15 protein-coding genes and 1 pseudogene are annotated in these 15,215 nt (G+C 41.7%); 8 read left to right on the plus strand and 8 right to left on the minus strand.

Translation table 11 applies throughout. From position 1 onward, the window contains the following. The first annotated feature begins 242 nt into the window (after positions 1 to 242). The 5 genes and pseudogenes from NSP_RS08695 to NSP_RS08715 all read left to right on the plus strand — a co-directional run bounded on the left by NSP_RS08695 (position 243) and on the right by NSP_RS08715 (position 2,548). Complete coding sequence (locus tag NSP_RS08695) at positions 243 to 737, plus strand: GNAT family N-acetyltransferase (RefSeq protein ID WP_173403272.1); 495 nt, start codon at positions 243 to 245, stop codon at positions 735 to 737. Positions 738 to 866: 129 nt separating this feature from the next. Further along, positions 867 to 1,199 carry a cytochrome c6 PetJ gene (petJ, locus tag NSP_RS08700; RefSeq protein WP_006195304.1) on the plus strand — a complete coding sequence of 111 codons (333 nt, stop codon included), beginning with the start codon at positions 867 to 869 and terminating at the stop codon, positions 1,197 to 1,199. Between the two features lie 118 nt (positions 1,200 to 1,317). Beyond that, positions 1,318 to 1,545: pseudogene (locus NSP_RS08705) on the plus strand (response regulator); the annotation flags it as partial. Between the two features lie 62 nt (positions 1,546 to 1,607). Beyond that, on the plus strand, positions 1,608 to 1,943 hold the full coding sequence (gene petJ / locus NSP_RS08710; RefSeq protein WP_006195306.1) for a cytochrome c6 PetJ: 336 nt from the start codon (positions 1,608 to 1,610) through the stop codon (positions 1,941 to 1,943). A gap of 131 nt (positions 1,944 to 2,074) precedes the next feature. Then, a complete protein-coding gene (locus tag NSP_RS08715) occupies positions 2,075 to 2,548 on the plus strand; it encodes a VOC family protein (RefSeq protein ID WP_006195307.1) in 474 nt (157 codons plus the stop codon). Here NSP_RS08715 and NSP_RS08720 read toward each other — a convergent pair. The 3 genes from NSP_RS08720 to lgt all read right to left on the minus strand — a co-directional run bounded on the left by NSP_RS08720 (position 2,538) and on the right by lgt (position 4,921). Continuing rightward, a complete protein-coding gene (locus NSP_RS08720) occupies positions 2,538 to 2,756 on the minus strand; it encodes a hypothetical protein (protein WP_006195308.1) in 219 nt (72 codons plus the stop codon). The two genes, NSP_RS08715 and NSP_RS08720, sit on opposite strands and share 11 nt — an antisense overlap. Positions 2,757 to 2,956: 200 nt before the next feature. Next, positions 2,957 to 3,763 carry a precorrin-4 C(11)-methyltransferase gene (gene cobM, locus NSP_RS08725; RefSeq protein ID WP_006195309.1) on the minus strand — a complete coding sequence of 269 codons (807 nt, stop codon included), beginning with the start codon at positions 3,761 to 3,763 and terminating at the stop codon, positions 2,957 to 2,959. 282 nt (positions 3,764 to 4,045) lie between these two features. Further along, a complete protein-coding gene (gene lgt, locus NSP_RS08730) occupies positions 4,046 to 4,921 on the minus strand; it encodes a prolipoprotein diacylglyceryl transferase (protein ID WP_006195310.1) in 876 nt (291 codons plus the stop codon). A gap of 178 nt (positions 4,922 to 5,099) precedes the next feature. Between lgt and coaD the strand changes: the two genes are divergently transcribed. Both coaD and NSP_RS08740 read left to right on the plus strand, forming a co-directional pair. Continuing rightward, entirely contained in the window at positions 5,100 to 5,651 is a 552-nt protein-coding gene (gene coaD, locus NSP_RS08735; RefSeq protein WP_006195311.1) for a pantetheine-phosphate adenylyltransferase, read from the plus strand. Further along, positions 5,561 to 6,229, plus strand: a complete 669-nt coding sequence (locus NSP_RS08740) for a DivIVA domain-containing protein (protein WP_231859558.1) — start codon at positions 5,561 to 5,563, stop codon at positions 6,227 to 6,229. The genes coaD and NSP_RS08740 overlap by 91 nt, the downstream gene beginning before the upstream one ends. A 211-nt stretch (positions 6,230 to 6,440) precedes the next feature. Here NSP_RS08740 and NSP_RS08745 read toward each other — a convergent pair whose 3' ends face one another. The 4 genes from NSP_RS08745 to cysS all read right to left on the minus strand — a co-directional run bounded on the left by NSP_RS08745 (position 6,441) and on the right by cysS (position 12,197). Continuing rightward, positions 6,441 to 7,787, minus strand: a complete 1,347-nt coding sequence (locus NSP_RS08745) for a TldD/PmbA family protein (protein WP_006195313.1) — start codon at positions 7,785 to 7,787, stop codon at positions 6,441 to 6,443. A 136-nt stretch (positions 7,788 to 7,923) separates the two neighbouring features. Next, a complete protein-coding gene (locus NSP_RS08750) occupies positions 7,924 to 9,363 on the minus strand; it encodes a TldD/PmbA family protein (protein WP_006195315.1) in 1,440 nt (479 codons plus the stop codon). 138 nt (positions 9,364 to 9,501) lie between these two features. Beyond that, positions 9,502 to 10,653, minus strand: coding sequence for an AI-2E family transporter (locus tag NSP_RS08755; protein ID WP_006195316.1), 1,152 nt, complete (start codon positions 10,651 to 10,653; stop codon positions 9,502 to 9,504). Between the two features lie 110 nt (positions 10,654 to 10,763). Then, positions 10,764 to 12,197, minus strand: a complete 1,434-nt coding sequence (gene cysS, locus NSP_RS08760; RefSeq protein WP_006195317.1) for a cysteine--tRNA ligase — start codon at positions 12,195 to 12,197, stop codon at positions 10,764 to 10,766. 338 nt (positions 12,198 to 12,535) lie between these two features. Here cysS and NSP_RS08765 point away from each other — a divergent pair, with 338 nt between their 5' ends. Then, complete coding sequence (locus tag NSP_RS08765) at positions 12,536 to 13,603, plus strand: CobW family GTP-binding protein (protein ID WP_006195318.1); 1,068 nt, start codon at positions 12,536 to 12,538, stop codon at positions 13,601 to 13,603. A 56-nt stretch (positions 13,604 to 13,659) separates the two neighbouring features. Here the strand turns inward: NSP_RS08765 and NSP_RS08770 are convergent, their stop codons facing one another. Then, positions 13,660 to 15,192, minus strand: coding sequence for a SagB/ThcOx family dehydrogenase (locus tag NSP_RS08770; RefSeq protein WP_006195319.1), 1,533 nt, complete (start codon positions 15,190 to 15,192; stop codon positions 13,660 to 13,662). Positions 15,193 to 15,215 lie beyond the last annotated feature (23 nt).

Genomic DNA, 15,215 nt, shown 5'->3' on the forward strand with positions numbered 1-15,215 from the left:
TGGTTGGCTATGATTTTAGGCACTCGCAGATCCCCCCTAGCCCCCCTTGAAAAGGGGGGAATTAGAATCAAAGTCCCCCTTTTTAAGGGGGATTTAGGGGATATAGAATGTTTTGCTACCAACAATCAGACTTTTCAAACATCCTCTAAGTCCGGAATTCTATCTGTAGCAATTAATTATTAGTCAAAAATTTTACACAATTGACTATAAACTATGAACTATGGACTATGGATTATGGATTAATGACTTCTCGTAGCGATTTGATTTTGCGTTTTGCTGAACCAGCTGATAGCAACGTACTGTTTGATTTAATTAAGGGACTGGCTAAGTACGAAGAATTATCTCACGCCGTAACTGGGAATGCTTTGGATCTCCAGGAGCATTTATTTGGCTCGCCGAAGTATATTGAGGCAATATTAGCAGAATATGCAGGGCAAGCTGTTGGTTTTGCCCTGTTTTTTTATAATTATTCTACCTTTCTAACTAAGCCAGGAATTTATTTAGAAGATTTGTTTGTATTGCCAGAATATCGCCGTCAAGGCATCGGAAAAGCTCTTTTATCTAAATTAGCCCAAATAGCTGTAGAGCGCAATTGTGGACGCTTAGAGTGGAGTGTATTGGATTGGAATGAGTCGGCGCAGGCATTCTATCGCAGTATGGGCGCTAGTATTTTAGATGATTGGCGAATTTGTCGCGTTACTGAAAAAGCGATGCAAGAGTTAGCAAATAAAGGTTGAAGTGGGAAATTACAATATCTTTGATAAAAGTGAAGTTTGACAGCTTGTCTTTTGACAAAGGCAATTAATTCAACTGAAAATTATCAAAGGTATTGTACCGAATCAGCCGTTTTGCAGAGAGAACACGAGATGAAAAGAATAATTTCCTTGCTACTTTTAGGCATCACTATCTTCACCTTTGCCTTTAGTAGTCCAGCTTTAGCAGCAGATACAGTCAATGGAGCTAAAATATTTGGTGCTAATTGTGCTGCTTGTCATGCTGGTGGTAGAAACCTAGTTCAAGCTCAAAAAACTTTGAAAAAGGACGCTTTAGAAAAGTATGGTTTGTACTCAGCAGAGGCAATTATTAGTCAGGTGACAAAGGGTAAAAATGCTATGCCTGCTTTTAAAGGTCGTTTAAAATCAGAGCAGATTGAAAATGTGGCTGCTTACGTACTCGAACAAGCAGATAAAGGTTGGTAGTACCGCAGGGCGTTCGTCAAAAGTCCTAAAGTTAAAAGTCAAAAGTCAGAAATATGATTTTATTGGGTTTTCATTGATTTTAAGGGCTGCACTTTTTACGCCCTTTGGGGGAATGAAGAGTGATATTAGTATGCCCGATATGGATGGCTATATGCTCATACGTCAAGTGAGAACTTTCACCCCAGAAGCTGGTGGAAACATTCCGGCGATCGCCTTAACAGCCTATGCTAGAGATGAGGATCAGCAACAAGCAATACAAGCAGGGTTTCAAATGCACTTACCTAAGCCTGTGGACACAGAAAAATTAATTGCCGCTATTCTCAGACTTGTGGCTACAGGAGTGTAATATCATGTCTGTATAGCGAGTTGATTTCAAGACACAGCCACAACAGTATCAGGAGTAATTGAGTGCAAAAACTACTAATATTGTTATTAGTGACAATTTTCCTATCATTCAATAATTTTACCTTACCTGCGATCGCTGCCGAAACAAATCATGGCGCGGAAGTTTTTAGCGTTCATTGTGCGGGGTGTCATATCAATGGCGGTAACATTATCCGCCGGGGGAAAAACTTAAAAAAGCCAGCCCTAAAAAGATATGGTATGGACACCATAGAGGCAGTTACATCTATAATTACCAATGGTAAAAATAATATGTCAGCCTATCAAGACCGCCTAACTCCCCAGGAAATTCAAGAAGTTGCAACTTATGTCCTCGAACAAGCCCAAACAGGTTGGCGTTAATTAATTAAAATAAAACATTAAAAATATGCATTAATTCTATATCTAGCCAGTCACGGGATTTATATGAATTAATTGGCGACTGTGGCGACGAATATCGCCGATAACCAAAACAAACAGGAGCATTTTCGCGTATGCAACCTAGCACTACCCCCAAAACCACCCTTGTAGCCGGAAACCTGCGTTGTGTCCATCATATTGCGCTCAACGTCCAGGATATGCAAGCTTCTCGGTACTTTTACGGTACTGTTTTAGGTTTGCATGAACTGACAGGGGATGAAGTTCCAGCCACTTTAATAGAACTGGTGAATACAGGAAAAGTCGCCAATTTTGTTACCCCCGATGGGACAATTTTAGACTTATTTTGGGAACCGGAATTATCACCACCAGATCCCAATCCCGAAAAGACTTTTACTAGAGCATACCATCTGGCCTTTGATATAGATCCGCGATTATTTGAGTCAGCTGTGGCAGTACTCAAAGAAAATGAGATTGCGATCGCACATGGTCCAGTTACACGCCCTACAGGTAAAGGCGTATACTTTTATGATCCAGATGGCTTGATGCTCGAAATTCGTTGCAATCCAGAACAAGAAATCAATAAATAACAAGTACAGCATCTTTTGCTTGTTCGATCCTACCGGAGATCAAACCAACAGGGTTATTAATTTCGTGTGCTATCCCTGCAATTAAATTCCCCAAAGAAGACATTTTTTCACGTTGCATAAGTTGTATTTGTACTTCTTGCAAATCTTTCAAAGATTGTTTTAATTGTCTGGTTTTATCTTGTTTTCTGGTACATATAGCAACCGCCAAGGAAATTAGGACATAAACTGATCATAAAAGTTAGACACCGAAAGGTTTTTACCCTACGGACCACGGACCACGGACCACTCCCCAGCTATAAATAAGCATTCTTGCAAAAGCTATCATAGATATCATTCAAGGAAGAAGGCGGGTAGGATACCCGCCCCACAATATGACTAAACCCGCACGTATTACTTAATCCTCAATCCCTAATGATGCGATGAGCGAAATATATGGCTATGTTCTGGATGATATAATCGCGATCGCCTTTGGCCGGACTTAGACCATAGCTCTTTTGTCTGTGAAAGTGCTGGACTAATTAGGTAAAGTGTGGTACGCATTAAGTTTTCTTCCTGGGTACATTTTGCCATTTCGTTCAGGGGGACAACCATGATTTTTTCGTCAGGCCATCCAATGCGAAAGCAAATGGCTATGGGGGTATCGGCTGGGTAATGTTCTAGGAGTTTAGCTTGGGCGTTTTCAATGTGGCGCGCACTCAGGTAGAGACAAAGACTAGCCTGATGTGCCGCGAGGGTGGCTAATTCTTCACTGGCTGGGACTTCTGTTCGTCCACTAATGCGGGTGAGGATAATGGTTTGCACTAAACCGGGGACAGTTAATTCTATTTTGAGTTTGGCGGCTGCGGCTTGAAAGGCGCTAATACCTGGTATAACTTCAAAGGGAATATTGGCTGCGGCTAAGAGTTGCATTTGCTCATGAATAGCGCTGTAAAGACTAGGATCACCCGAATGGAGACGAATCACAGATTTATGCGATCGCACTCGTTCCATCATCAGCTCTATAATCTCTTCTAAAGTCTTATTTGCCGTAGGAATAATTTCTGCATCTTCTCGGCATAAATGCAAAATCTCTTCTGGTATTAAAGAGTCAGCAAATAAAATCACATCCCCATTAGCCAGCAGTTTTTGAGCTTTCACCGTTAATAATTCAGGGTCTCCGGGGCCTGCTCCCACAATGTAAACGGCTGAATTCATAATACTGAGATTACTTTTCATACAAAATTATTGAGATTATTTACGTAATTTTCCATCAATATAAATTCTCAACAGATATTTTTGGGGATTTTTTTGAGTAAGTTCCGGATTAACCCTATATTTCTCGTAGAGATGAATGGTAGATGCACCCTGGTTAAGCCCTAGAGAATACTCTGGGGCATTTTTTATTTTTGGGTATAGCAACGGACAGAGCGCTTAGAATATGACAAAATTCTAAAACTAATTCACAGCAAGCATTTGACTTTTGACTTTTGACTTTTGACTTTTGACTTTTGACTTTTGTCATCCCCTCATCCTCTCATCTGCATTTGGTGGCGAAACTACATCGGGTAAAGGGCGTTTAAGTAAATAAAGCCAAGCTAACCCAGCTAAACCCACAAGAATACCGCTTAAACTCACAACTTGTGCAATGCGAAGCGGCCCCAACATTAAGCTATCAATGCGAAAACCTTCAATCCACAGGCGGCCGAAGCTGTAAGCTACTAAATAAGCTAAAAATAGCGTACCTAAGCGCAAGCGTGGCTTCCCAGATAAACCCCGAAAAAATAAAGCCATGAGCAAAGCGAATACAATTAAATTCCACAGCGATTCGTAGAGGAATGTGGGATGGAAGTATTCAAAATTAGCTAAGGTTGGAGGACGGTTTTGTAGTGGTATATATAGCTTCCAAGGTAAATTTGTCGGACGACCAAAAGCTTCGGAGTTAAAGAAATTTCCCCAACGTCCAATTGCTTGTCCTAAAATCAGCGAAGGCGCGACTAAATCAGTCAGTTGCCAAAAAGACACCTGATTGACTTTGGCAAAGATTAATGCTGCTAAAGTACCACCAATAATCGCCCCGTGAATGGCAATTCCTCCTTGCCAAATCGCAATTATCCGTTCTGGATGCTGGGAATATTCTGACCATTGAAATAAAACATAATACAGCCTGGCTGCGGGAATCGCCCCAATTACCAGCCAAATTGATAAATCACTGACCAATTCTGGGTTAACATTACGGCGCTTTGCCAGATACTGGGAAAGGCTAACACCGATTAATACTGCTGTAGCAATTAACAAGCCATACCAACGGATAGTTATTGGTCCTATCTCGACGATAACCGGGCCAGGAGAGGTGAATTGAAACGCTAAAGGCAAAGTGGATATATCCAGTACCATGTAAAATTACCTTTTTAACTAGATTTTTAAGCTTTACAGCAATTAAAGCAAATTTTGCTGCGAGTGGGGAATTGGGAGTGGGGAGTGGGGAGTGTGGGAATTGGGAATTGGGAATCACTAATACTGGATACTTAATGCTTTATACTTACTGAAGTAGCTTTGGTGCATTGAAAATTTTGTGATTGCTATTTATCCTGGCAGCTTTGACCCTATTACTTTAGGTCACCTTGATATCATTCAGCGTGGTAGTCGGCTGTTTGACTTGGTGATTGTTGCTGTACTGCGGAATCCTCACAAAATACCTCTGTTTACTGTGCAGGAAAGATTGGATCAGATTCGCCGCACTACTCAACATCTGTCTAATGTGGAAGTAGACGGTTTTGACGGTCTGACTGTGAATTATGCCCAACAACGACAAGCAGAGGTTTTGTTACGGGGTTTACGGGCAATTTCTGACTTTGAAGTTGAGCTGCAAATGGCTCATACCAATAAAACTATTTCCACTCAAATAGAAACAGTTTTTCTTGCCACATCGAATGAGTATAGTTTTTTAAGTAGTAGTGTGGTAAAAGAGATTGCAAGGTTTGGTGGATCTGTTGATCATCTCGTTCCCGAAGAAATTGCCCTAGATATATACAAATGCTACAATCACACATCTCCAATGGCCAACCCAACAACAACGGAAGCTATCCCCCTAGTGAAGAGTATTCCAACGGAACGGGAAGCGTAAATATCCTCCAGGAACTGAATGTTTTAGAGGATTTAATTCTCTATGGTTTTCGTGTTCCTTTGATTGGACGCACTCTTGTTGATGAGGATAAGTTAATCGAACAGATTGATTTTATTCGGGTTTCTTTACCAGCGATTTTTCAGGAAGCAGCTCTGGTTCTGCAACAAAAGAATGATGTTTTGCTCGAAGCTGAAGAATATGGACAGCAAGTAATTTCGGCTGCCCAAGCTAAACGAGCGCAAATTTTAGCCCAGAGTGATATTATCAGACAGGTAGAACAGGAAGCTGAACAGTTGCGGCGACAAGTTCAGGAGGAGTGTGAGGCGATGATGCAAGCTACTCTGACTGAAATTGACCAAAAGCGGCGTAGTTGTCAAGAGGAGTTGGAGGAAATGCGACAAACTGCGATCGCACAAGCTCAAACTATTGAAAATGGCGCTGATGAATACGCTGATAGTGTGTTGGATGGTATCGAACAAGACTTGAAGGATATGTTACGTATTATTACAAATGGGCGGCAACAATTACGACCAGATGTGACTTCACAGCGTAATTCTCCACCTCCTAAGAAAAAGTAGTTTTGAGAAGCGAAGAAATCGGTCATCAATTAACCTAGTCATTTGTTCGTAGTGAGTGCTTTAGCGCTCAATTTCATCTTTTAAAAGGTAAGGAAACATTTTTTGTTTGTTTACTTCTATTTGCTAATATTTATACTAAACGGTTTAGTTCATAATTTTGTTTACACACCCCCGATTTTACACCTACTGGTTGACGCAAAACAGCACCAGATTACAAGGTGTAAGTGAAATTATTAACCAACATCCCCGGAACCAAACTACCTCCCAAGTCTCGACTTTCATAGGTTCCGACTTCGGGGATAAATTCCTGAAAATTGGTGAATTCTACGAGATTATCTCCCCAGAAGCGATAGAGGCTTTCATCAAAGCGTAAGTTTTCTATGGGGGCGATGATTTCACCGTTTTCTACCCAAAAGCAAGCATAACGAGTCATACCTGTAATTCTACCAGTGGGGCGATCGCTCCAGTTCAAGTAATGCAAGTTCGATATATATAGTCCTGTATCTAAACTCTGCAAAATCTCCTCAAAACCTAAATTCCCCGGACTGATTTCCGGCGCGCGTAAAGTTTCGGAACTATTCGCACCGTTGGCTGCTTTGCCATATTCCTTCGCCGTGCGAGAATTAACTAGAGTATTGACTAAAATCCCCTTTTCAATTATAGGTAATTCCGGGGCTACCATTTCCCCCAATTGATTAAATCTTGGTACAAACCCCTGTTGAAAGTTTTCCTTTAAACTAAACTGGGGCGAAAGTTGTTTTTCTTGGCGTGATAGCATCGCCAAAGCACTGTTTCCCTGTTGTAAATCAGCTTCACTCACAGCAGACCAAGAAAGCATCCCCAATAAATCCGCCACAGCCGCAGGTGCAAAATAAGTTTTATACTGTCCTCGTGTTAATTGTTTCGCGGGACGGGAAAGTAATTCCAGTTGGGTTTTCGCTTCGTTTATCTTGGCCATGTAAGCAGCTTCATCCCAATTACTCCCCGCAAATATACCTTTAACTGCTTGTCCACAGTTATCAAACAAAGAATAATCTAAGGTAAAAGTATCAGTTGCAAACCAGTGTTTTTGACCCTGAGAATCACCATAAGCTTTAATTACAATTCCACCCGCATACATCCCGGTAAAATCTAATTCAGCTACCAGTTCTAATAAAGTTGGTACTACTGATTCTGCTGCTAATAATTCCCCTGAGTTTATTTCTCGACTGGTATTATTTCCTGATGGTAAAACTAAATAAGGGTCTATTGGTAATAGTATAAGTTCTTGGCGGAGTTCGAGTAAAGCTGTGTATGCTGTTTGCCAATCTATTTGCCAATTTCCAGTGAAGGGAAAGGAGCGAAAGCTGCTGCGCTGGTCTTCCATTAAGGTTAGTTCTATGGAACCATCTGCAACTAATCCTGTTTGTCTCACTTTCCCATGATTGAAGCGGGTAAATTGGCTTTGTTCGCTGCTAAGTTTGAGGGTGAATTGTTCGGTTTCGGTTTTTTTAATGAGTAGGGTTTCTATTAGTTGATTAAAGCTGATTTCTAAGGTAGATAATTCTGTTAGTTTCATGATGAGGACTGGGGAGTGGGGAGTGGGGAGTGGGGAGGTGTGGGGAGTAAAGAATTTTGGATTTTGGATTTGCGATTTTAGATTGCAGTCTAATCCAAAATTTAAAATCTAAAATCTAAAATTGATTGACCAATGACTAATGACCACCACCAAAGACTTCGACGTTAGCAAATACGCAAACTGGTGAACCGTGTCCTACCCAAATGGCTTGGTTGGGTTCGCCTTTTCCACACATGGCTGTACCATACATTTCCCAGTTGTCATTATTCCCTACTTGGGTAAGGCTTTGCCAAAATTCTGGGGTGGTGGCTCGATAGTTGGGATTTTTTAGGGTTTTGGTGAGTTTACCGTTTTCGATTAATTTGGCGTATTCACAACCAAATTGAAATTTATAACGCTGGTCGTCTATTGACCAAGAGCGATTTGATTCCATGTAAACGCCGTGTTCAATTCCGCCAATCATTTCTTCTAGGGTGGCGTTTCCTGGTTCTAGGTTTAAATTCGCCATGCGGTCGATGGGGGGACGATTCCATGAGGATGCACGGGCGCAAGCTACCCCTGATATCCCGGCTCTGGCTTGGCTTTCTAGGCTGCCTAAACCTCTTTGTAATACCCCTGCTTTAATGACATACTCTCGTGTCGCCACTGCCCCTGTATCATCAAATCCGTAGCTGGCAAATTGACCGGGTACTGTGGGGTCAAAGGTGATGTTCATCAGTGGTGAACCATAGACTAGGTTCCCAAAGTCGCTGGTTTTCACGAAGCTACCGCCGGCGTAGTTGCGCTCGTCTCCTAAAATTCGGTCAATTTCTAGGGGATGTCCGACGCTTTCGTGAATTTGCAGCATCATTTGGTCTGGTGCTAAAACTAAATCTGTGCGGGTGTTGGGACATTCTGCGGCTGTTAAAAGTTCTATGGCTTGTTCTCCAACTTGCTGGACTCGCGGCCATAATTGGTCTTGTTTTAATAGTTCCCATCCGCCTTGATAACAGTGTGCTTGCCAACCATTATTACTGCGTTGTTGGACTACTGTACCATCTTGAGCGATCGCCCCATAATGTGTTCCTAATGAGACTATCTTTTGATAGACTTCTGAGCCGTTGCTGCTGACAAACCAAGTTTCTCTTTCGCTGGTGCTGGCGCTGGCTGAGGTTTGCACTATTTTGTCGTCAACTTTCATGGTTTGACACACACGCATCAGCAAATGGTTGATTTCACCAGGGCTGAGTGTATCAAATGGCTGTGAAATGGGTGAGTTATATTCTCCTACGACTTTGGGGCGTTGACTTTCTTGAAAGGGATATATCCACCATTTGCTAGCTGCTAGGGCTTGTTTATAAGCTGTTTGGGCTGCTGCTTGTAGTGATGGTAATTCTAGAGAGTTTGTGGCTGCATAACCAAGACAACCATTGACTAAAACTTCTAGCATCGCCCCCATTGTGGAGGTTTTACCGTTGATTTGGGGTAAGCCATCCCGAACATGACGAGTTGAGGTATTTTTTTTGACGGCTCTAATGCCAATCCAATCAGCCGGAATATCGATATTAGCGATCGCTTGTGTAAGTTCAGTCCACATATTTATAGTAAAATTATTATCTATAGTACAAAATTACGTATTTGTCAACTTATTGCATTGATTGCAAACACCGAGAAGCCCAGATCCCGCACTTCTTAGAGAAATCGGGGATATATTTTTTTGAGTATAAAAATTAACTTATTTTTCCACACTTTGAGAAACACCATCGGATATATTACCTGAATCTGATGTTGGTTGATTATCTGAGTTTAAAGGTAATTTGTAAATAGCGGATTTTTCTTCATTTAACAATTTTGGCTGTAAATAGAGATTTTCCACAAGTACACCAACACCAGCTACCCAAGGGGGGACAATGACAGCGCCAATAATGCCTAAAACTTGGGTTCCTCCCAGCACTGCTAAAAGTTGATATAAAGGACGGACTCGCACTGAAGAACCTACCAGTAACGGGTCAAGTACATAAGTTTCTAAATTTTGGATTAACACAAATAACAGCAATACCCAGAGAAAAGTCAAGCCACTTTGAGGAATTGCGACAATTAAAGCCGGAACAGCCCCTAATACTGGACCGACAAAGGGAATTAAGTTGGTAAACCCAGCAATTACGCCCAGTGCTAAGGCAAATTCTGATAGTCCCAAAATTCTCAAACCCAAAGTAATCACAACCCCTAAAATTGCGGAAACTAAAACTCGTCCTTGAATATATCCCCCCATGCGGCGAGAAATCGGGATAACTTGGTCGGCTAGACGTTCATCCCACGGTTGGGGAAACAAACTCACCAAACCTTTAATTAAGTTTTTACTTCCAGCTACCATATAGCCGGACATTACCAAGGCTAAAATCAAGTTTACTACGCCGCCAATAAAGCCACGAGTAAAGCCGAAGGAACGCACAACTAACTGCTGACTAGAACGAAATAACCAATTTGTTAGTGATTGAATATCAAAGAATTCTTCTACTGACTCGATTTGAGTGATTCCCAATCGGAAGGCGAAATTTTCCGCCGCAATTAACAAATTATCTAAATAAATGGGCAGTTTACTAGCTAATCGCTGAATTTGCTCTGAAACAGATGGTCCAATGATTAAACCTGCGCCAATTAAACCAAAAATTAGGCTAAGATACACGACTATTACACCTAGCCAACGGGGAAGATGCAATTTTTCGGCGGCGTTTACTAAGGGCGCGATCGCAGCTGCTATGACTACAGCTATCATTAGAGTTAATATCAAGCTGCGTAATTGCCACAGTAAGACTACAAAAAAGAAAACGGCGACAATTAGCAAGAGGTCAGCTAAGGAAATAGATTTACGCTGGTCATTGGTCATTGGTCAATCAATTTTAGATTTTAGATTTTAAATTTTGGATTAGACTGCAATCTAAAATCGCAAATCCAAAATCCAAAATTCTTTACTCCCCACACTCCCCACTCCCTTCACTAACGATGCCAGCGAGTACCATCACGGCTATCAATTAATGTAATACCTTCTGCTTGTAATTGGTCACGAATGCGATCGCTTTCGGCAAAATTCTTGGATTTTCGGGCGGCTTGTCGTTGTTGAATCAAGTTCTCAATTTCGGCATCACTTAAACCCTCTATTATAGCATTTTCCGCTTCTGGTTGGGCGACTAAACCGAAGACTTCTGCTAAAATAACCAGGGTTTGCCATTGTTTTTGTAACTCTTCTGGAGATGTTTCGGTTTTTCCTTGATGCACAATTATATTTCCTTGGCGGCGCAGTTCCTTGGCTAGTTCAAACAAGACTGCTAAACCACCGGGAAAATTAAAGTCATCATTTACAGCTTCTTGGAAACGCTGAATGTGAATTTCCGAAGTTAGCTTTTCCCCACTCCCCACTCCCCCATATTCATAGCCAAAAAGTAAACCTTCTTTGAGGGTATGCCAGCCATTCGTTGCAGCTGCGATCGCATCGTCGGTAAAATCTATAGGTTTCCTATATTGCGCCATCAGCACAAATAACCGCACTGCCATTGGCTCAACGCCTCTATCTAGCAAGTCGCGAATGGTGGTAAAATTGCCCAAGGATTTGGACATTTTTTCACCATCAACTTTGACCATGCCGTTATGTAGCCAGTAAGTCGCTAGGGGTTTACCTGTGACTGCTTCTGATTGGGCAATTTCGTTTTCATGGTGGGGGAAAATTAAGTCAGCACCACCAGCGTGAATGTCTATGGTATCACCCAGGCGATCGCGCACCATTGCCGAGCATTCAATATGCCATCCCGGACGACCTGCGCCCCAAGATGATTCCCAAGCGGGTTCTCCTGGTTTCGCGGCTTTCCACAGGGCAAAATCAAAAGGGTCTTTCTTTTTCTGATATTCTGGATCTTCTACTTGTACGCGCTCGCTCGCTCCGGCTTGCATATCTTCCAGTTTGCGCCCAGAAAGCTTACCATATTCATTAAACTGCCGGACTGCATAGTAAACATCACCGTCAGCAGGGTAAGCAAAACCTTTATTTTCCAACTCATGAATTAAGCGCTGAATGCCATTCATGGTATGAGTCGCACGGGGATATTCATCAGCTGGTTTAATTCCCAACCGTCCCATATCCTCAAAATAGGCGTTGATATAACGTTCCGCCACAGCTTCCATCGATGAGTGTTCTTCGCGCGAACGCTTGAGAATTTTGTCATCAATATCGGTAAAATTTTGGATATAACGCACCTCATAACCGATAAACTGGAGGTATCGACGCACTACATCCCACACTATACAAGCTCTGGCATGACCCAAATGGCAGTAATCATACACCGTCACACCGCAGTAGTACATTTTAACCTTACCTGGTTCCACTGTGGCGAATGCTTCTTGACGACGGGTGAGAGTATTGTAAAGAGTTAGGGTCATACGATTTTAGATTTTAGATTTTAGATTAAGGGGCTTAACAATTTTAGACTGGGGTTAGCCAAGGGTATGCAGCGCAGCGATGTAGTTTCGATTGATTCCACAGACAAATCAGGGGGCTTGTAGCAGCAAGTATTGGTCATAACAGAATAATTATGAAATCTGGAGATAGGTAATAATAGGGGAAAATAGATAAAATTATAGTCCATTATCCCTATGCTAGTACGGCCAGGCAGAAATAAACCATCCCTTCCCGAAAAATGAACCCCTGATGGTATCGTAATTACGAATTACGAATTACATTCATATTTTCTGACTTTTTGATACTTCATAACAGCGCTATGCAATCAGTAGTTACTTCCGAATCTACAGCAATGGATGCACCCAAGCAAGGAATGCCAGTTACAATTATTACTGGTTTTCTTGGTAGTGGCAAAACAACTTTATTGAATCATATCCTCACTAATCAACAAGGTTTAAAAACTGCGGTATTAGTGAATGAATTTGGAGAAATTGGCATTGATAATGAGCTAATTGTCTCCACAGAGGAGAACATGGTAGCTCTGAGCAACGGTTGTATTTGCTGCACTATTAATAATGATTTAGTCGATGCAGTTTACAAAGTTTTAGAACGCCAAGAAAATCTCGATTATTTGGTGGTAGAAACCACGGGTTTGGCTGACCCGTTACCAGTGGCTTTAACCTTTCTCGGTACAGAATTAAGAGATTTAACCCGACTCGATTCCATTATCACTGTAGTAGATGCAGCTAACTACAGCCTGGATTTATTTAACTCTCAGGCGGCATATAGTCAAATCGCCTATGGTGATATCATTATCCTCAACAAAGCAGATTTGGTTGATGAAGCGGCTTTGAATGATTTGGAACGAAAAATCAATGAAATCAAAGAAGGTGCTAGAATTATCCGTAGCGAGCGATCGCAAGTTCCACTACCTTTAATTCTCAGCGTGGGTTTGTTTGCATCAGACAAGTATTTTGACGAAGTTGATAAACATAATCACGACCATGAACACCACGATCATGATCACTCAAAATGCGAACACGATCATGATCATGAACACCACCATCATGAGCATTCCCACCATTTAGAAAATGATGGTTTTACTTCCATATCTTTCCAAAGTAACCAGCCTTTTTCAATCAGAAAATTTCAGTATTTCTTAGATAATGAATTACCCGCAAATATTTTCCGGGCTAAAGGAATTCTTTGGTTTGAGGAAAGTCCCAATCGTCATATTTTCCACCTGTGTGGTAAACGTTTTACTTTAGATGATGATCAATGGCAAGATACACCGAAAACGCAGTTAGTGCTAATTGGTCAAAATTTAGATCGTGAAACTCTGATGTCTCAGTTAGAAAATTGCCTTTCCGTTCCTTCTATAAACTAAAATTTTAACTCAGTTAACAGTTAACTGATAACTGATAACTGTTAACTGTTAACTGATTACCTTGGTCTTCCCAGAGTGGTTACATATATCACAGCTTCATCAGCCGGAATGCCTAAAATCTCATTTACTTGGTCGTCAAAGAAGCCACCGATCCCACTGACACCTAAACTCAGGTTAGTTGCGGCTAAATTCAACCGTTGTCCTAAATGTCCAGCATCCATGTGTAAATAACGGTAAACGCGATCGCCATATTGTGCGATCGCTGATTTAAGATCAGCCGTATGAAACAGCACGGCAGCTGCATCTCGCCCTAAATCTTGCCCCAAGCAGAGAAAGTGTAACTCACGCCGAAAGTTTTTAAAGCGAATTTGTCGTAATTCTTGGGCTTTGGGTGCGTAATAATAACAGCCAGATTCCAGACCTTTCACCCCACTCACAGCAATAAATGTTTCAATTAAATTCAGGTCAAAGTAGTCTGGACAAGTATCTAAACCCTGGTCGAGATAATTTTGTGGTTGATAGGTGAAATCCAGTAAGCTTTTGAGTTCATCGAAGCTTAAATCATCACCACTGTAGGCGCGGGTAGAACGGCGCTTATACATGGTATTTTCCAAATCTGACAGTTTTGCTCCCCAGGAAATCGGCGTGGTAGCCGTGGGGATTTTCAGACAGAAAGGAAAATTGTATTTATCCTCCACAAATTTCTCTGGCTTCACCCTTGGTAAATTCAGCTTACCAGTGACACCTGCTTCAATTTGGGTGCGACAATGAAAATATTTCAGCAGTTCACCATCGGGAATTGGCGGATAATTAGTTTCGCAGGCTGAAGGTAAGGCTGTACATCCGAGGGGTAAATTTTGTTGGATATCTAATAAGTCTGCCAGAGGCAGGACAGCGATCGCACCTTCTTGTTGCGAATCTATATAAAGTAAATCATTGATAGCTTCATCCACAAAACCACCAATCAAGTGTGGGCGATAGTCATTCATCGCCCCAGCTAGCTCAATATTGCCCAGCAGATGCCCCGTATCTAAAAATATGCGACGATAGGCTCTATCTTCATATCGCCATGCTGAACGATAAAAAACCCCAGTTATGACAATTGCCAATTGGGTATTTTCAATGGCTGGATGCCAAAAACAAGCTTCTTGCAAACTTTGCCAAACATCACTTTCCCAATAGTGCATCAGGGAATGAGTCCGACATTGGTAATTATATAATCCCGGTGGTAATAACGGCGTACCACGGGAAACTAGATACACTTCCGCCGGATATAACCCCCCCGCACTGGGTGCTGCTCGTAAATATACCGCACTCCCCATTGAAGGCATTCTTGCCGTTAGTCCGTAACTGCGGAATAATAAACGTGAAAGTCTTTGCCACCATTGAGCATCTGGGTTATGAGCAAATGTCTCTGATGTGTCTTGGATATAGGGTTTGAGGTCAAAAGTTGTCCCAATTTTGTACTCTTTAAACGGTACTGGCTGTTTAGCCCAGTCTAACCCCTGAGATTTAGAGGCTAAAGTCTCAGGATCGTATTTAGTCCGTTCATGGTAGTGTTGAGCGATGGATTCGCGTAGTTCTGGCATATTATTTTCAATACTCTTGGCTT

The sequence above is a fragment of the Nodularia spumigena CCY9414 genome (assembly GCF_000340565.2).
In the GTDB taxonomy this organism is placed as follows: Bacteria; Cyanobacteriota; Cyanobacteriia; order Cyanobacteriales; family Nostocaceae; genus Nodularia; species Nodularia spumigena.